This window comes from Pseudomonas oryzihabitans NBRC 102199, assembly GCF_000730625.1.
In the GTDB taxonomy this organism is placed as follows: domain Bacteria; phylum Pseudomonadota; class Gammaproteobacteria; order Pseudomonadales; family Pseudomonadaceae; genus Chryseomonas; species Chryseomonas oryzihabitans.
In genome coordinates this window covers 548,638-565,785 of record NZ_BBIT01000002.1, presented here as the reverse complement: position 1 = coordinate 565,785, position 17,148 = coordinate 548,638, and the positions used below count along the sequence as shown (strand labels likewise).

Below are 17,148 nucleotides of genomic sequence, written 5' to 3'. Positions count from 1 at the left end.
AGGGCGCGGCGCGCTCTAGTGCCGCGCCACCGCCTCGCGCAAGACGTCCGCCGGCCCGTGCAACTGCAGGTCGGCGAGACCGAGCCAGTCGGCCAGGGCACGCAACTGCCCCGCCAGGGCGTCCAGCCCCTCGTCATCCAGCCCCGCCGCCTCCAGATGCACGGCATGCACCGCCAGCCGCGACTGCGCCCGCTCGGCGCGCAGATCCACCCGCGCCGCCAGCCGCTCCCGGTAGAGAAAGGGCAGCACATAGTAGCCATAGACCCGCTTGGCCGCCGGCGTGTATATCTCCAGTCGATAGCGAAAGCCGAACAGCTGCTCGGTGCGCTCGCGCTCCCAGACCAGCGAATCGAAGGGCGACAGCAGCGCCGCGGCGCGCACCGGGCGCCCGGGATTGCGCGTCTCGGCGACATAGGCCGGCTTCGACCAGCCCTGCACCTGGAGGGGCTGCAGACTGCCCTCCTCCAGCAATTCGGCGAGGCCCTGGTGGGCTTCGGCCGGACTGAGACGAAAATAGTCACGCAGCTGGACCTCGCTCGCCACGCCCAGGGCACGGGCGCTGCGCAGCAGCAAGGCGCGGCGGGCGGCTTCGGGCGCAACGGCCGGCGCCGCAAGGATCTCCGCCGGAAGCACCCGCTCGGGCAGGTCATAGAGACGCTCGAAGCCGCGCCGCCCGGCCACCGTCACCTCGCCGGCGGCGAACAGCCACTCCAGCGCCAGTTTGCCCGGACTCCAGTCCCACCAGGGACCGGCCTGCTCGACCCGCTTGGCCAGGCTGCCGGCGCCCAGGGCACCGCGCTGCACCACCGCCTCCAGGGTCTGGGCGACGACCTGCGGCTGTTCGACGGCGAAACGCGCCAGCTGCCGATAGATGCCGATGCCCTGGCGCGCCTGATCGCGCCGCCAGCGCAGCTCGGCCCAGACCTCGGCCGGCACCAGCGAAGCCTCGTGGGCCCAGCATTCATAGAGCTGGCGCTTGCGCCCCTGCCCCCAGGCCAGGGCATCGAAATCGGCGAAGGCATAGTGGCCGAGACGGCTGAACAGCGGCAGGTAGTGGGAGCGCACCAGCGCATTGACCGAATCGATCTGCAGCACGTTCAGGCGTGCGGCCTGGCGATACAGGGCGGCCGGACCCGCGCCACCCTTGGGTTGATTACCGAAACCCTGGGCGCGCAAGGCCAGACGCCGGGCCTCGCGCAGGGAAAGGCTGTCCATCCGAGCTCCTGATAGAGGAAGGGATCTTTCACCCTAGCAGGATCGGCGGCGGCGCTCCTCCGCGGGCTGCTGCCAGAACGGCTTGTCGGCCTCCTGCCAGGCATCGGCGCGACTCAGGCCGAGGTCGTGCAGCGCGTTTTCATCCAGCCGATAGAGCGCTCGGCGTTGGCGGGAAAGCTCCATCGCCCGCCGCAACCAGGCCCAGGCCTGCCGCAGACGAGAGGTGACGCCCGCAACACCAGGGGAACGCCCGGACGAATCTCGGTGAGCTATGAGCTGAGCCATGGTGCATCTCCTTCTCCAGAGGGTATGGCTCAAGTCTGGAAGCCGGCTTAACATCAATCCAACGAATCTTTCTGATGCGATCCATTCACCGAGCTGATGCCATGAACTACCCCAGCATAGAGACCGATCTGCTGCGCACCTTTGTCGCCATCGCCGATCAGGGCGGCTTCACCCGCGCGGCCGAGGTGGTCAACCGCACCCAGTCGGCGGTGAGCATGCAGATGCGCAAGCTGGAAGAGGACGTGCTGCAGCGGCGACTGTTCGAGCGTGACGGCCGCCAGGTGCGTCTGACCGCGGAAGGCCAGGTCCTGCTGGGCTTCGCTCGGCGGATCCTCAAGCTGCATGGGGAGGTGATGACCACCCTGCGCGAGCCGCACATGGTGGGGACGGTGCGCATCGGCACCCCTGACGACTACGTCATGAGGTTCATTCCGGGCATCCTTGCGGGCTTCGCCAAGGCCTACCCGCTGGTGCAGGTGGATGTCCACTGCGAGCCCACCGCGGGTCTGCTGCAGCGCCAGGATCTGGATCTGACCATCGTTACCCGCGAACCGGGCAACGAGATCGGTCTGCCGTTGCGGCGGGAACGCTTCGTCTGGGCCGAGGCACCCGGGTTCGACATTCACCAGCGCGATCCGCTGCCGCTGGCGATGTTCAATACCTCCTGCTTTCTCAGCGAATGGGCCCGCCGCGCCCTGGACAATCGCGACCGTGGCTATCGCCTGGCCTACAGCAGCCCCAGCCTTGCCGCGCTGCTGGGCATCGTCAAGGCAGGCCTGGCGGTCACCGCGCAGCTGGAGAGCCTGCTGCCGAGCGAATTGCGCCGGCTGGGAGAAGCCGACGGCATGCCCGACCTGCCCTCCTGTTCCATCGAACTGCTGCGTAATCCACGCAGCGCCTCGCCGATCATCGACACCCTCGCCGAGCATATCGCCGAGGGCTTTCGGCAGTAGTCAGCGCAGCGCCAGCAGCACCGCGCAGAGCAGCAGAAAACCGCAGAACAGCAGGCGCAGCAGCCGTTCGGGCAACTGGTGGGCCAGCTTCACGCCCCAGCTGACGCTGAGCAGGCCGCCGATGGCCAGGGGAATGCCGACGCTCCAATCCACTTCGCCATGCCAGGCATAGCTGGCCAGGGTGACGCCCGTGGTGGGCAACGCCATGGCCAGGGACATGCCCTGGGCCGCGACCTGGGTCAGCCCCATCACGCCCGCCAGGATGGGCGTGGCGATCACCGCCCCGCCGACGCCGAACAGCCCACCGACCAGTCCCGCCACCAGCCCCAGCACGCCAAGGCCCGGACGGCTCGGCGTGGTCAGCGGTGGCTGGCCACGGCGATAGAGTTGCCAGAGGTTGTAGAGCACAAGGAGCAGCAGGAAGCCGACGAAGCCGTGGCGCATGGAGCGGGCGTCCAGGGAGACCGCCAGTGCCGTGCCCACCAGGGCCGAGACCATGCCCGCGCCCGCTAGCAAGGCGGCGCGCTGCCAGTCGATGCGGTTGCGCTGGTTGTACTTGTAGACCGACAGCAGCACGTTGGGCACCACCATCACCAGAGCGGTGCCCTGGGCCAGTTGCTGGTCGAGGCCGAACAGCAGCGCCAGCACCGGAATGGCGATGAGGCCACCGCCGATGCCGAACAGCCCACCCACCACACCCAGCACCGCCCCGAGGACGACATCGATCAACAAGGTAAACAGCGATTCCACGGCAATTCTATCCAGCGGCAAAGGGATTTGGAGAGACCGGCCAGACCGGCCCGCGACGAAAGCCCAGACAGCAAAAAGCCCGGCAAGCCGGGCTTTCTGATCGAGACGTCTGGTTTAGACCTTGGCGCGCGACTTGTACTCGTTGGTACGGGTGTCGATCTCGATGTGGTCACCGATATCGCAGAACTCGGAGACCTTCAGCTCGTAGCCGTTGTTCAGGCGAGCGGTCTTCATGACCTTGCCCGAGGTGTCGCCGCGAACGGCCGGCTCGGTGTAGGCGATCTGGCGCACGATGGTGGTGGGCAGTTCGATGGAGATGACGCGGTCGTTGTAGAACACCGCTTCGCAGACGTCGGTCATGCCGTCTTCGATGAAGGCGATGGCTTCGCCCAGGTCGTCCTTCTCCACTTCGTACTGGTTGTAGTCGGCGTCGACGAAGACGTACAGGGGATCGGCGAAGTAGGAATAGGTTACTTCCTTGCGATCCAGAATCACCGGCTCGAGCTTGTCGTCGGCGCGGAAGACGGTCTCGGTCGCGCTGCCGGAGAGCAGGCTCTTCAGCTTCATCTTGACCACTGCAGCGTTACGGCCGGACTTGTTGTATTCAGCTTTCTGGATGACCCAGGGAGCGTTGTCGATCATGGCCACTTGGCCGGCACGGAACTCTTGTGCGGTTTTCATGCGGTTATCCGTATGGATGGAAGAACGGGATTTCGAGGCGCCATATGATAGCCAATCTGTATGGAAATGCACCAGGCTGGCGGTAAGATCGCTGTGAGAAGCCATCCGATCGCTCCAGTCGCGCGCCAGCAGACGCCAGTTTTCGACCTGCGTATCCAGCGCCGACCAGGCCGCAGCCAGGTCGCCGCGACCGTTCCAGGCCAGCCACAGGGCACTGACCGCGGCGCCCAGTTCAGGGGTGCCGGACGCCACATAGCGCGCCAGGAAGGCCTCGAGCTTGACGAAGTGGGCGTCTTCTTCCTGCGGATAGATGTGCCAGACGAAGGGATGCGCGGCCCATTGCGCGCGGACGAAGGAGTCCTCGCCACGGATGGCGTTGAAGTCGCAGCACCACAGCAGGCGGTCGTATTGCTGCTGGGAGACGAAGGGCAGCACCTGCACCCGCAGGGCGCCACGGCCGTGGCTGTCGCCGGCCTTGAGCCAGTCGACGCCCAGCCAGGCGGCGACGTTGGCCAGCACGCGCCCCTCCGGCACCAGCAGGCAGGTCGGTCGATTACCGGCGCTCAGGGCGTCGAGCCAGTCGATCAGCGCCGGATTCTCGTAGGCGAACAGCGAGAACAGGCGCTCGCCCGGTTGCCGGTGGACACCCAGCCCGGCAAGGAAATCGTCCCGCGTCGCGGCCGCCTGCTGGAAGCCGTTCCGCTGCTCGAGCAGGTCTCGCTCGCGCAGCAAACCGCCGACCTTGGCGGTAAAGCCCGGAAAGAAGAAGTACTTGTTCAGCCCGGTGGGCTGCAGCGACGGCAGGGCGTGACAGCCTTCGATCCACTCCTCGGCGCTCAGGTATTCCAGATTGAGCCAGAGCGGTCGCTCGGCGCGCCCCGCCATGGCGGTGATGAAGCCTTCCGGCAACTGGCAGGCGAAGGCCTCCACCACCACGTCGCCCGGCTCGGCCGGCGTCCAGTCGGCATGCCAGAGGCGTACCTCGACCCCGCGATGCCACTGCTGCTCGGCCGTGCCATCGACCCCCGGCTGGATCCGCGCCAGGGGATAGAGGTCGTCGATCCAGAGGCGGACCTGCTGTCCATGCTCGGCGACCAGCTGATGGGCCAGACGCCAGGTGATACCCGCGTCCCCATAGTTGTCCACCACTGTGCAGAAGATGTCCCAGGCTGCCATGCCATACCTCTAAGTCATTGATATCGAATCGTGTTTCGCTTCAGCCAGCGGGTGATGCGCGGCAGATTCCAGTGAACCCAGTCACACCGCGCCCCCAGGCGGGTCGGTAGTATCCGCGCTTTTTCGGACGGATTCTCCATGTCGTTGCGCCCCGCCCTGCTGTTCTGCCTGAGCCTGGCTTCCCTGAGCGCCCTGGCGACACCCCAGCCACCCCGCACCTTCAGCGAAGCCAAGGTGGTCGCGACCAAGGTCTATGCCAAGCAGGGCGTGGACTTCTATTGCGGCTGCCACTACAGCGGCAAGACCGTGGATCTGAAGAGCTGCGGCTACGTCCCGCGCAAGAGCGCCCAGCGCGCCAGCCGCATCGAGTGGGAGCACATCGTGCCGGCGTGGGTGATCGGTCACCAGCGTCAGTGCTGGCAGAAAGGCGGTCGCAAGAACTGCACGGCCAGCGATCCGGTGTACCAGAAGGCCGAGGCCGATCTCTTCAACCTGGTGCCGGTAGTCGGCGAGGTCAATGGCGATCGCAGCAACTTCGCCTTTGGCTGGCTGCCGCAGAAACCCAGCCAGTACGGCGCCTGCCAGATGGTGGTGGACTTCAAGGCCAAGACCGCCATGCCGCGTCCGGAGATCCGCGGCATGGTCGCCCGCACCTACTTCTACATGAGCGATCGCTACGGCCTGCGGCTGTCCAAGCAGGACAGCCAGCTGTACACCGCCTGGACCAAGCAGTACCCGCCCGAGGCCTGGGAGCGCCAGCGCAATCAGCGCCTGGCCTGCATCATGGGCCATGGCAATCCCTACGTGGGCCAGACCAAGGCCTGCAAGTAGCGCGACTCAGGCAGCGGTTGGAATACCGCTGTGGAATCTCAGCTCGCTATCGCTTGAGGTGATCAGTTCCACCTCCAGGGCGCGAACCTCGGCGATCTTGGCGTCGACGTCGTCGCGCTCGCCATAGAGATAGGCGAGCTTGAGATAGTCCTGGAAATGCCGGGCCTCGGAGGCCAGCAGGCCGCTGTAGAACTTGCCCAGCTCCGCGTCCAGATGGGGCGCCACCGCACCGAAGCGCTCGCAGGAGCGGCATTCGATGAAGGCACCGATCACCAGGCTGTCGGTCAGCTTCAGCGGCTCATGGTTGCGGCAGAGCTTGCGTAGGGCGCCGGCATAGCGCGCCGAGCTGACGTTGCGATGCTCGATGCCGCGGCGCTTCATGATCTGCAGCACCTGTTCGAAGTGGCGCAACTCTTCACGGGCGATGCGCGACATCTTCCAGGACAGTTCGGCGCGATTGGAATAGGTGAACAGATAGTGGAAGGCGGCGCCGGCGGCTTTCTTCTCGTTGTTGGCGTGGTCCTGCAGCAGCGTCGGCAGATCCTGCAGCGCGGCCTCGACCCAGGCATCCGGCGTACGGCAACCGAGGAATTCGTTCATCTCGGGCAAGGACATCAGTGTAATCCCGTGCAAAAGCCGCGCATTATAGAGAAAGGCGCGCGCCTGGGCAGCGCCGCTCGCCTGCTGACGCTCAGACGCGGCTGTCGACTCCTTCGAGCAGGAAGCGCGGGGCTATGTAACGGTCGTAGTGGGCTTCGGAGAGCAGAAAGAATTCCCGATCGATGGCGTCGCGCAACTCGGCCAGCGGGCGCTCGCGAAATTCCGGCAAGAGGCGCACCCCATAGGCGTCCAGCTGCTGGATATGGCGCGCACCGCGGGCCAGCAACTGATAGGCCCAGCAATACTCGGACTGATCCGGCCGGAAGCGGATGCTGCGCTGCTGCAACTGCTGGCGCAACAGCGCAGCATCGAAGACATCGACCTTGGCCGACACCACCTGCACCAGCAGCAGCTCCAGGCGCGCCCAGACGGCGCGACGCTCCTCTTCGCCGTAGAGATTCCAGTTCACCACCTCGTGGTGGAATCTCTTGCAACCACGGCAGACGTGGTCGCCGAACATCGTCGAGCACAGGCCGACGCAGGGCGTCTTGATGACAGGAGCGGGCATGGGCGGCAAGCCTTGGAGCAAAACGCCTAGTCTAGCCGGAAACGGCAACGACCGGCGCGGGTGGCCCGCGCCGGTCGTGCAGAACCTCAGGTCAAATCACACCGCGGCGACGCCGCGGCTCGGCAGCGGGCTGGCGCTGCGCCGGCTCAGGGCATAGAAGAACAGCCCGCCGAGGAAGCAGCCGGTGAACCAGGCGAAGTTGGCGATCGGCTTGAACCAGGGCACGAAGGTGAAGCACAACCCGATCAGCGCCGCGGCCACCAGCGCCTGGACCGCGACCCAGTTGACGCCACCGCTATACCAGTAGGCGCCCTGCGGGGAATCGTCGAACAGGGCATCGACGTCGATCCGGCCCTTGCGCAGCAGGTAGTAGTCCACCAGCAGGATGCCGAACAGCGGGCCGATGCAGGCGGCCAGGACATCCAGGGTGTAATGGATCACCTCGGGGTTGTTGAACAGGTTCCAGGGGGTGATGAAGATCGAGGCCACGGCCGCGATCATGCCGCCAGCGCGCCAGCTGATCTTGCTCGGCGCCACGTTGGCGAAGTCGAAGGCCGGCGAGACGAAGTTGGCGACGATGTTGATGCCGATGGTGGCGGTCACGAAGGTGAAAGCGCCCAGCAGCACCGCGGTGGTGTTGTCGATACGGGCCACGGTGGCGATGGGGTCGTGGATCATCTCGCCGAATACCGGCAGGGTGCCGGAGACGATCACCACGGTGACCAGAGAGAAGGCCAGGAAGTTGATCGGCAGGCCCCAGAAATTGCCGCGCCGGACATCCTGCATGGAGCGGCAGTAGCGACTGAAGTCACCGAAATTCAGCGTGGGGCCGGAGAAATAGGACACCACCAGAGCGATGGCGACGATCACCTGGCCAAAGGCCGCCCAGCCGGTCAGCTGCTTTTCCGCCAGGGTGAAGCTGATGTTGCTCCAGCCGGCGCGCCAGACGATCCAGGCGGCGAGCAGGAACATCACCGCATAGACGGCAGGGCCGGCCCAGTCGATGAAGCGGCGGATGGACTCCATGCCCGCCCAGAAGACGCAGGCCTGCAGGAACCAGAGGGTCAGAAAGCCGCCCCAGCCCATATAGGAAAGACCCAGGAAGCTGCTGTCGCCATAGACCGCCAGCGCGGGAAAGAAGCGCAGCACCACGATGACCAGGGCGCTGGAGGCCAGGTAGGTCTGGATGCCGTACCAGGCGACCGCGATCAGGCCACGGATCACCGCCGGAATGTTCGCGCCGAAGACGCCGAAGGCCAGCCGGCAGATGACCGGATAGGGAACGCCGGCCTGCTGGCTGGGCCGGGCGACCAGATTGGCGACCACCTGCACGATGCAGATCCCCACCAGCAGCGCGATCAGTACCTGCCAACTGGCCAGCCCCAGGGCGAACAGGCTGGCGGCGAAGACATAGCCGCCAACGCTGTGCACGTCGCTCATCCAGAAGGCAAAGATGTTGTACCAGCTCCATTTCTGCTCGACCGGGCCGAGGTCTTCGTTGTACAGGCGCGGGCTGTAGCCCGGGGGAATCTGCTGGTTCATTAATAGCCTCCTCCGTGGTGGCGGGCACCTGCATACGGCGCCCGCCTTGTTTTGTATACAATCCACCAGGCAGAGAACGTGCCAGCTACCGAAAAATGTCCTTAACCTCCTGGCTCGATAGAGAATTTTGAGGAAAAGAGGCTCTAACCCAGGCCTGTAGGCGTTACCGCAGATGCACTTCTCTGGGGCGTTTGGTGGCAGACAGGCGCTACCTTGGCGCACGAGGCGGAACGCATTCGCCCATCGTCGTCGCCCGAGACTTTGTATACAATTCAGGCAAATCGCCGGAGTCAGCCCATGAGTGCAGTACCCTCGCCGCTCGCCGTTGCCGCCTCGCCCCGGGACGAACGGATCTACCAGGACATTCTCGAAGCCATCGTCGAGCATCGTCTGACCCCGGGCACCCGGCTGCCGGAAGACACCCTGGCGGAAACCTTCGGCATCAGCCGCACCGGCATTCGCAAGGTGCTGCAGCGGTTGGCCCTAGAGCGGCTGGTGACCCTGCGCGCCAATCGCGGCGCCCAGGTCGCCCAACCCAGCGCCAAGGAGGCCCAGGACATCCTCGCTGCGCGCCAACTGATCGAACCGGCGCTGATGCCGCTGGTGGCCGCCCGCGTCGACAGCGCCCAGCTCGCGCCCCTACGGCAACTGTGCCTCGAAGAGCACGAAGCGCAGCATGGCGGTCGCCACAGCCTGGCGATCCAGCTGTCCGCGCGCTTTCACGTCGAACTCGCCGCCCTGGCCGACAACCAGGTGCTGACCGAACAGGTGGCCCAACTGGCCAGTCGCTCTTCGCTGCTGATCGCCATCTATGGCTCGCGGCACAGCCTGGGCTGCGATTGCGGTCAGCACGAAGACCTGCTGGACCTGCTCGCCCGCGGCGACGGCACGGCCGCCAGCGAGTGGATGGCGCAGCACCTGCGCCTCATCCGCGAATCCCTCCGGATCGACCGGCCCACGGCCGCCGAGCCCGATTTCCGCAGCATCTTCAAACGCAGCTGAGGCTCCCATGCAGATTCAGGTCATCAATCCCAACACCAGCGCCAGCATGACCGCCAAGATCGGTCGCGCGGCCCAGGCCATTGCCCGACCGGGCACCACCATTCTCGCCAGCAATCCGGACGCCGGTCCGGTGTCCATCGAAAGTCACTACGACGAGGCCGTGGCCGCGGTCGGGGTGATCGAAGAGATGCGCAAGGGCGTCGAGGCAGGCTGCGCGGCCCACGTCATCGCCTGCTTTGGCGATCCGGGCCTGCTGGCCGCGCGGGAAATGGCCCAGGGGCCGGTACTGGGCATCGCCGAGGCCGGCTTTCACCTGGCCAGCCTGCTGGCCACCCGCTTCGCGGTGGTGACCACCCTCACCCGCACGCGCATCATCGCCGAGCACCTGCTGCAGCGTTACGGCTTCGCCGAGCTGTGCACCTCGGTGCGCTGCATCGACCTGCCGGTGCTGGCCCTGGAAGCCGCCGACGACAGCCTGATCGAACTGATCGCCGCCGAGGGCCGCCGCGCCCGTGACGAGGAAGGCGCCGGCGCCATCGTGCTCGGCTGTGGCGGCATGGCCGATCTGCGCGAGGCCCTGAGCGAAGCCATCGGCATTCCGGTGATCGAAGGCGTCAGCGCCGCGGTCAAGCTGGCCGAATCCCTGGTCGACCTGGGCCTGGGCACCAGCAAGCACGGTGACCTGGCCTACCCCATCGCCAAACCCTTCAGCGGACGCTTCGCGCACCTGGGCCGGTAGCAGCCTGCGGCCAAGGTCTAAACAGCCGACGCAGCGATGCGACAACGCGGCGCTTAACTTCGCTCGAGGCTTGGCGTAGAATTAGGCAGCCTTATAGGCGCAATGTCCGATACGAAGCTGTTTTCAAAGCGTCACGAGCAAAGTATCCGGCGATCCGGCAGCGGCGGCCTCATCAACCGCCCTACTGCCGATCAGCTCTCCAGCAGCCGGCGTAAAACTTTGAAAACAGCTTCCAGCGGAATGCGTCCGGCGCGACGGCGGTCCTGCCCGCAGCCTCCCCCGTCTTACCCTGCCGGATACATTTCGGGGCGCCAGCCCCCGGACGCAATATTGGACCACTGATGAGGGTCAACCTGTGCTTGAAGCCTATCGTAAACACGTAGAAGAGCGTGCCGCCCAGGGCATCGTGCCCCAGCCGCTGAACGCCGAGCAAACGGCCGGTCTGGTCGAACTGCTGAAGAATCCCCCGGCCGGCGAAGAAGAATTCCTCGTCGACCTCGTTACCAACCGCGTGCCGCCGGGCGTCGACGAAGCCGCCTACGTCAAGGCCGGTTTCCTCTCCGCCATCGCCAAGGGCGAAGCCCAGTCCCCGCTGATCTCCAAGCAGCGCGCCACCGAGCTGCTGGGCACCATGCAGGGCGGCTACAACATCGCCACCCTGGTCGAGCTGCTGGACGACGCCGAACTGGGCGCCGTGGCCGCCGAACAACTCAAGCACACGCTGCTGATGTTCGACGCCTTCCACGACGTGGCCGAGAAGGCGAAGGCGGGCAATACCCACGCCAAGGCCGTCATGCAGTCCTGGGCCGAGGGCGAGTGGTACAAGAAGCGTCCGGAAATCGCCGAGAAGTACACCCTGACCGTGTTCAAGGTGCCGGGCGAAACCAACACCGACGACCTCTCTCCTGCGCCTGACGCCTGGTCGCGTCCGGACATCCCGCTGCACGCCCTGGCCATGCTGAAGATGGCTCGCGACGGCATCGTGCCCGAGCAGCAAGGCAGCATCGGTCCGCTGAAGCAGATCGAGGAAGTGCGTGCCAAGGGCTTCCCGGTCGCCTATGTCGGTGATGTGGTCGGTACCGGTTCGTCCCGTAAGTCCGCCACCAACTCGGTGCTGTGGTTCTTTGGCGACGACATCCCCTACGTGCCCAACAAGCGCGCCGGTGGTTTCTGCTTCGGCTCCAAGATCGCCCCGATCTTCTACAACACCATGGAAGACGCCGGCGCCCTGCCGATCGAATTCGACGTGTCGGAGCTGGAAATGGGCGACGTCATCGACGTCTATCCCAAGGCCGGCAAGGTCACCCGCCACGGCAGTGACGAGGTGCTCGCCACCTTCGAACTCAAGACCCCCGTGCTGCTGGACGAAGTCCGCGCCGGCGGCCGTATCCCGCTGATCGTCGGCCGCGGCCTGACCGAGAAGGCGCGTGCCGAACTGGGCATGGGTCCGACCGACCTGTTCAACAAGCCGGACCAGCCGGCCGAGAGCAGCAAGGGCTACACCCTGGCGCAGAAGATGGTCGGCAAGGCCTGCGGCGTCGAGGGCGTGCGCCCCGGCACCTACTGCGAGCCGAAGATGACCACCGTCGGTTCCCAGGACACCACCGGCCCGATGACCCGCGACGAGCTGAAGGACCTGGCCTGCCTGGGCTTCTCGGCTGACCTGGTGATGCAGTCCTTCTGCCACACCGCGGCCTATCCCAAGCCCATCGACGTCAAGACCCACCACACCCTGCCGGATTTCATCCGCACCCGTGGCGGCGTCTCCCTGCGTCCGGGCGACGGCATCATCCACAGCTGGCTGAACCGCATGCTGCTGCCCGACACCGTCGGCACCGGTGGCGATTCCCACACCCGCTTCCCGATCGGCATCTCCTTCCCGGCCGGTTCCGGCCTGGTGGCCTTCGCCGCGGCCACCGGCGTCATGCCGCTGGACATGCCGGAGTCGGTCCTGGTGCGCTTCAAGGGCAAGATGCAGCCCGGGATCACCCTGCGTGACCTGGTGCATGCCATCCCCTACTACGCCATCCAGAAGGGCCTGCTGACCGTCGAGAAGAAGGGCAAGAAGAACATCTTCTCCGGCCGCATCCTCGAGATCGAAGGCCTGGAAGACCTGACCGTGGAGCAGGCGTTCGAGCTGTCCGATGCCTCCGCCGAGCGTTCCGCCGCCGGTTGCACCATCAAGCTGTCGCCCGAGTCGATCACCGAGTATCTGCAGTCCAACATCACCCTGCTGCGCTGGATGATCGAGGAAGGCTACGGTGACCCGCGCACCCTGGAGCGCCGCGCGCGCGCCATGGAAGCCTGGATCGCCAACCCGGAACTGCTCGCCGCCGATGCCGACGCCGAATACAGCGAAGTCATCGAGATCGACCTGTCCGAGGTCAACGAGCCGGTACTGTGCGCCCCGAACGATCCGGACGACGCCCGCCTGCTGTCCCAGGTGGCCGGCGACAAGATCGACGAGGTGTTCATCGGTTCCTGCATGACCAACATCGGCCACTTCCGCGCCGCCGGCAAGCTGCTGGACAAGGTCAAGGGTTCGATCCCGACCCGTCTGTGGCTGTCGCCGCCGACCAAGATGGACCAGCACCAGCTGACCGAGGAAGGCTACTACGGTATCTATGGCAAGGCCGGTGCGCGCATGGAAATGCCGGGCTGCTCGCTGTGCATGGGCAACCAGGCCCGCGTGGCCGCCAACGCCACCGTGGTCTCCACCTCCACCCGCAACTTCCCCAACCGCCTGGGCGACGGCGCCAACGTCTACCTGGCGTCGGCGGAACTGGCGGCGGTGGCCTCGATCCTGGGCAAGCTGCCCACCGTCGAGGAGTACATGGAATACGCGAAGAGCATCGACAGCATGGCCGCGGACGTCTACCGCTACCTGAGCTTCGATCAGATCGCCGAATTCCGTGAAAGCGCGGAAAAGGCCCGCATCGCCGCCGTCGAAGTCTGACGTAGCGTTCGGTACTGAAAAACCGCCCCTCGGGGCGGTTTTTTTATGGGGATTTCGCCGTAGGGTGGACAACGCGAAGCTTGTCCACGCGGGAGACCAAGCGATGTGCTGTTGGCTGTCGGTGGAAAAGGCTGCGCCGTTTTCCACGCTACGCGGGCAGCGGCATAGGCGCTGGTCTTAAGCGCCTGTTAACCCGGGTGCCGTTACCTTCGGCGCTCCAGCACGCCTCGGATACCTGCCATGAAACGTCTTGCGGTCATCACCCTGTCATTTTTCCTGCTCGCCCTCAGCCAGGCGAGTCTGGCGGCGGGTTGCATGAAGGGTGCCGTGGTCGGCGGGGTGGCCGGGCATGTCGCCGGTCACCATGCCATCGCCGGTGCGGTGGCCGGGTGCGTCATCGGCCACCACTTGGCGGCCAAGGCCAAGGAAGAGTCGCCGCATACTCATGGCTGAACGGCCGTCCGCCACCCACTACCGATTGCTGGGAGATCATCACTATGCCGCGCGCTCTGCTCGCCCTGCTGGTGTCTCTGGGTCTCTGGAGTGCCGCTGCCCTGGCCGCGGAGCCGATCGCTACCCGCTCCCTGGCGGCGGCCTATGGCGGGCGCCTGAAGATCGGCGCCGCCATCGAACCCGATCAGCTCGCGGGCCCCGACGGGGCGCTGCTGGCGCAGCAATTCGGCAGCCTGGTGGCCGAGAACGCCATGAAGCCCCTGCGCATCCATCCGCAGGAAGATCGCTATGTCTTCGGGCCGGCCGATGCCATCGTCGCCTTCGCCGAGCAGCACGGCCTGGCGGTGCGCGGCCATACCCTGCTCTGGGGCAGCCACACCCCGGACTGGTTCTGGCGGGGTGCCGACGGGCAGCCGGCCACCCGGGAGCAGGTGCTGCAGCGCCTGCGAGCGCATATCGCCACGGTGGTCGGCCACTATCGCGGGCGGGTCTATGCCTGGGACGTGGTCAACGAGGCCATAGATCCCAACCAGCCCAGTTGCCTGCGTGACGATCGCTGGCTGCAGGTGGTCGGTCCGGACTATCTGGCCGAGGCCTTTCGCGCCGCCCACGCCGCCGATCCCCAGGCGCGCCTGTTCATCAACGAATTCAACACCCACGAGCCCGCCAAGCGCGACTGCCTCGCGCGGGTGGTCAAGGGCCTGCTGGCCGAGGGCGTGCCGGTGCAGGGCATCGGCCACCAGACCCATATCAGTATCTACTGGCCAGCGCTGGCGGCCATCGATCAGTCGCTCACCACCTTCGCCAAGCTGGGGCTGGAAAACCAGATCACCGAGCTGGACATGAGTCTCTATCAGCACCACGACTACCACCCCGTACTCGGTCTGCCGCAGCGGCTGGACCTTCAGGCCGAACGCTATCGCGACTTCATGGCCATGGTCCTGAGGCACCCCGAGGTGAGCGCCGTGACCTGGTGGGGCGTGACCGACGACCACAGCTATCTGAACAACCCGCCCGGCGTACCGGGAGACGACCAGCCGCTGCTGTTCGACCGCCAGCAACGGCCGAAACCAGCCTACTGGGCCGTCCTGCATCAGGCGCCCCACCCGTAGCCTGGCGGCTGGCAGGCTCTGGCCTGCGGCTTGTCCACGGAAGATTTGCACAAGGCGGCGAACCCCCGGAGCCTCGCCAGGTCAATTGTTACAGGACATTACTTCGCACCCACGAGAGGTCGCCACCATGAAGCTCCTGCCTACCCTTGCCCTGTCTGCTCTGCTGCTCGGCGCCAGCCAAGCCACCTTCGCCGCCGGTTGCGTCAAGGGCGCCGTGGTCGGCGGCGCCGCGGGTCATGTCGCCGGTGGTCACGGCGTTGCCGGTGCCGCCGCGGGCTGCGCCATCGGGCACCACGAGGCCAACAAGAAGGCCAAGGAAGAACAGCAGGCCGCGCCCAAGCAATAGCCGCAAGGCCCCGCCAGCACTGGCGGGCGGGGCCGATTTAACGCTTTCTTTACGCCCCGCCACCGCTCCCCGCCTCGCTTCTTTACGCCCCTCCTCCCGACAATTTCTCCACGCGGCAACGGCCGTCTCTGGAGAACTCGCGATGACCCCCTGGAATCTTCTGGCCCTGCTCCTGGCACTGGGTCTGTTCGTCTATCTGCTGGCGGCGCTGTTGCGCGCCGGCCGGTCCTAGGGAGGCGGCATGGACAGCCAAGCCGCGTTCCTGATCCTGGCCTTCCTGGCCCTGACCTTTCTTCCCGCGCCCTTCCTGGGGCGCTACTTCTACCGCGCGCTGGAAGGCGAGCGGACCTGGCTGACCTTTGTCGGCGGGCCCCTGGAGCGCCTGACCCTCAAGGTGGTGGGCACCGATGGCCGTGGCCAGGACTGGCGCACCTATGCCATTGCCCTGGTGCTGTTCAACCTGCTGGGGATCATCCTGCTGTTCGCCATCCTGCTGCTGCAGGGCGAACTGCCGCTCAATCCGCAGCACCTGCCCGGCTTGGAATGGACCCTGGCGCTGAACACCGCCATCAGCTTCGTCACCAACACCAACTGGCAGGCCTACAGCGGCGAAGCCTCGCTGAGCTACTTCAGCCAGATGGTCGGCCTGGGCGTGCAGAACTTCGTCAGCGCCGCGGTGGGCGTCGCCGTGCTGGCCGCCCTGGCCCGCGGCATCACCCGCCGCAGCGCCCAGGAGATCGGCAATTTCTGGGTCGATCTGTTTCGCGCCACCTTCTATGTGCTGCTGCCGCTGTGCGTGCCCCTGGCGCTGCTGCTGATCTGGCAGGGCGTGCCCCAGACCTTCGCCGCCTATGTCGATGCCACCACCCTGCAGGGCGCCAGCCAGACCCTGCCGCTGGGCCCGGCGGCCAGCCAGATCGCGATCAAGCAGCTGGGTACCAACGGCGGCGGCTTCTTTGGCGTCAACTCGGCGCACCCCTTCGAGAACCCCACGGCGCTGAGCGATCTGCTGGAGCTGTCCGCCATCCTGATGATTCCGGCCGCGCTGGTGTTCAGCTTTGGCCACTACGTCAAGGATCGGCGACAGAGCTGGGCGATCTTCGCCGCCATGCTCGGCCTGCTGGTGGTCGGCGGCGCCGTGGCCATCGGCGCCCAGAATCACGCCAACCCCGCGCTGGCCGGTTTGTCGATCACCCAGGGGGCGTCCCTGGAAGGCCTGGAGACCCGCTTCGGCGGTACCGCCTCGGCGCTCTGGGCGACGGTGACCACGGCGGCATCGAACGGCTCGGTGAACGCCATGCATGACAGCCTGGCCCCCCTGACCGGCCTGATAGCCCTGTTCAACATGATGCTCGGCGAGGTGATCTTCGGCGGCGTCGGCGCCGGCCTCTACGGCATGTTGCTCAATGTGCTGATCGCCGTCTTCATCGCCGGCTTGATGGTGGGTCGTACCCCGGAATACCTGGGCAAGAAGCTGGAAGCCCCCGAGGTACGGCTGCTGGTGGCGACCCTGCTGGTCATGCCGCTGGGCGTACTGGTGCTGGGCGCCATCGCCGCCAGCGTTCCGGCCGGCGTGGCCGGGATCGGCTCGACGGGCCCCCATGGCTTCAGCCAGCTGCTCTATGCCTACACCTCGGCCACGGCCAACAACGGCTCGGCCTTTGGCGGCTTCAGCGCCAACACCCCCTTCCACAACCTGATGCTGAGCCTGGCCCTGCTGATCGGTCGCTTCGGCTACATCCTGCCGATCCTGGCCATCGCCGGCAGCCTGGCCGCCAAGCGACCCGTGCCGCTCGGCCCCAACAGCTTTCCCACCCACGGCCCGCTGTTCGTCACCCTGCTGGTGATCACCCTGCTGCTGGTGGGCGGCCTGACTTTCCTGCCGACGCTCGCCCTGGGGCCGATCGCCGACCATCTGCAACTGTTCGGAGTCCGCTGA

At 66.1% G+C, this 17,148-nt stretch carries 17 protein-coding genes and 1 pseudogene; 10 read left to right on the top strand and 8 right to left on the bottom strand.

Annotated elements, in window-relative coordinates:
- Positions 1-15: 15 nt before the first annotated feature.
- Both POR01S_RS04055 and POR01S_RS04050 read right to left on the bottom strand, forming a co-directional pair.
- Entirely contained in the window at positions 16-1,215 is a 1,200-nt protein-coding gene (locus tag POR01S_RS04055) for a winged helix-turn-helix domain-containing protein (RefSeq protein ID WP_042133931.1), read from the bottom strand.
- Positions 1,216-1,248: 33 nt separating this feature from the next.
- The gene (locus POR01S_RS04050) at positions 1,249-1,500 is read right to left on the bottom strand and encodes a DUF1127 domain-containing protein (protein ID WP_052382620.1); all 252 of its coding nucleotides are present in this window, start codon (positions 1,498-1,500) and stop codon (positions 1,249-1,251) included.
- A 101-nt stretch (positions 1,501-1,601) separates the two neighbouring features.
- On the opposite strand from POR01S_RS04050, the gene POR01S_RS04045 reads away from it, so the two are divergent.
- Positions 1,602-2,453 (top strand): LysR substrate-binding domain-containing protein, encoded by an 852-nt coding sequence (locus POR01S_RS04045; RefSeq protein ID WP_007158495.1) that lies wholly within the window; start codon positions 1,602-1,604, stop codon positions 2,451-2,453.
- Here the strand turns inward: POR01S_RS04045 and POR01S_RS04040 are convergent, their stop codons facing one another.
- From POR01S_RS04040 to earP, 3 genes and pseudogenes are all read right to left on the bottom strand, one after another.
- Positions 2,454-3,194, bottom strand: a complete 741-nt coding sequence (locus POR01S_RS04040; protein WP_042134436.1) for a sulfite exporter TauE/SafE family protein — start codon at positions 3,192-3,194, stop codon at positions 2,454-2,456.
- A gap of 123 nt (positions 3,195-3,317) precedes the next feature.
- Positions 3,318-3,884: an elongation factor P gene (efp, locus tag POR01S_RS23760; protein ID WP_007158497.1), complete on the bottom strand. Its 567-nt coding sequence runs from the start codon at positions 3,882-3,884 to the stop codon at positions 3,318-3,320.
- A 48-nt stretch (positions 3,885-3,932) separates the two neighbouring features.
- Positions 3,933-5,060 (bottom strand): annotated as a pseudogene (gene earP, locus POR01S_RS04035) (elongation factor P maturation arginine rhamnosyltransferase EarP); the annotation flags it as partial.
- A 138-nt stretch (positions 5,061-5,198) separates the two neighbouring features.
- Here earP and POR01S_RS04030 point away from each other — a divergent pair.
- Positions 5,199-5,891, top strand: a complete 693-nt coding sequence (locus POR01S_RS04030; RefSeq protein WP_007158498.1) for an endonuclease — start codon at positions 5,199-5,201, stop codon at positions 5,889-5,891.
- A 6-nt stretch (positions 5,892-5,897) separates the two neighbouring features.
- On the opposite strand, the gene POR01S_RS04025 is transcribed toward POR01S_RS04030, so the two are convergent.
- From POR01S_RS04025 to POR01S_RS04015, 3 genes are all read right to left on the bottom strand, one after another.
- Positions 5,898-6,509 carry a MiaE family protein gene (locus POR01S_RS04025; RefSeq protein WP_161796600.1) on the bottom strand — a complete coding sequence of 204 codons (612 nt, stop codon included), beginning with the start codon at positions 6,507-6,509 and terminating at the stop codon, positions 5,898-5,900.
- Between the two features lie 73 nt (positions 6,510-6,582).
- Complete coding sequence (locus tag POR01S_RS04020; RefSeq protein WP_027602188.1) at positions 6,583-7,059, bottom strand: DUF1289 domain-containing protein; 477 nt, start codon at positions 7,057-7,059, stop codon at positions 6,583-6,585.
- A 96-nt stretch (positions 7,060-7,155) separates the two neighbouring features.
- A complete protein-coding gene (locus POR01S_RS04015) occupies positions 7,156-8,601 on the bottom strand; it encodes an NCS1 family nucleobase:cation symporter-1 (RefSeq protein WP_027602187.1) in 1,446 nt (481 codons plus the stop codon).
- A 297-nt stretch (positions 8,602-8,898) separates the two neighbouring features.
- Between POR01S_RS04015 and POR01S_RS04010 the strand changes: the two genes are divergently transcribed.
- The 8 genes from POR01S_RS04010 (at position 8,899) to kdpA (ending at position 17,148) form a co-directional block, all read left to right on the top strand.
- A complete protein-coding gene (locus POR01S_RS04010) occupies positions 8,899-9,603 on the top strand; it encodes a GntR family transcriptional regulator (protein WP_007158502.1) in 705 nt (234 codons plus the stop codon).
- A gap of 7 nt (positions 9,604-9,610) precedes the next feature.
- The gene (locus tag POR01S_RS04005) at positions 9,611-10,342 is read left to right on the top strand and encodes an aspartate/glutamate racemase family protein (protein ID WP_027599521.1); all 732 of its coding nucleotides are present in this window, start codon (positions 9,611-9,613) and stop codon (positions 10,340-10,342) included.
- A 355-nt stretch (positions 10,343-10,697) separates the two neighbouring features.
- Positions 10,698-13,298: a bifunctional aconitate hydratase 2/2-methylisocitrate dehydratase gene (gene acnB, locus POR01S_RS04000; protein WP_042133928.1), complete on the top strand. Its 2,601-nt coding sequence runs from the start codon at positions 10,698-10,700 to the stop codon at positions 13,296-13,298.
- 240 nt (positions 13,299-13,538) lie between these two features.
- Positions 13,539-13,751, top strand: coding sequence for a hypothetical protein (locus tag POR01S_RS03995; RefSeq protein WP_042133925.1), 213 nt, complete (start codon positions 13,539-13,541; stop codon positions 13,749-13,751).
- 44 nt (positions 13,752-13,795) lie between these two features.
- A complete protein-coding gene (locus POR01S_RS03990; RefSeq protein ID WP_042133923.1) occupies positions 13,796-14,863 on the top strand; it encodes an endo-1,4-beta-xylanase in 1,068 nt (355 codons plus the stop codon).
- Positions 14,864-14,990: 127 nt separating this feature from the next.
- Positions 14,991-15,209, top strand: coding sequence for a hypothetical protein (locus POR01S_RS03985; RefSeq protein ID WP_027602181.1), 219 nt, complete (start codon positions 14,991-14,993; stop codon positions 15,207-15,209).
- A 142-nt stretch (positions 15,210-15,351) separates the two neighbouring features.
- A complete protein-coding gene (locus POR01S_RS23630) occupies positions 15,352-15,441 on the top strand; it encodes a potassium-transporting ATPase subunit F (protein WP_017640468.1) in 90 nt (29 codons plus the stop codon).
- Between the two features lie 9 nt (positions 15,442-15,450).
- The gene (kdpA, locus tag POR01S_RS03980; protein ID WP_042133921.1) at positions 15,451-17,148 is read left to right on the top strand and encodes a potassium-transporting ATPase subunit KdpA; all 1,698 of its coding nucleotides are present in this window, start codon (positions 15,451-15,453) and stop codon (positions 17,146-17,148) included.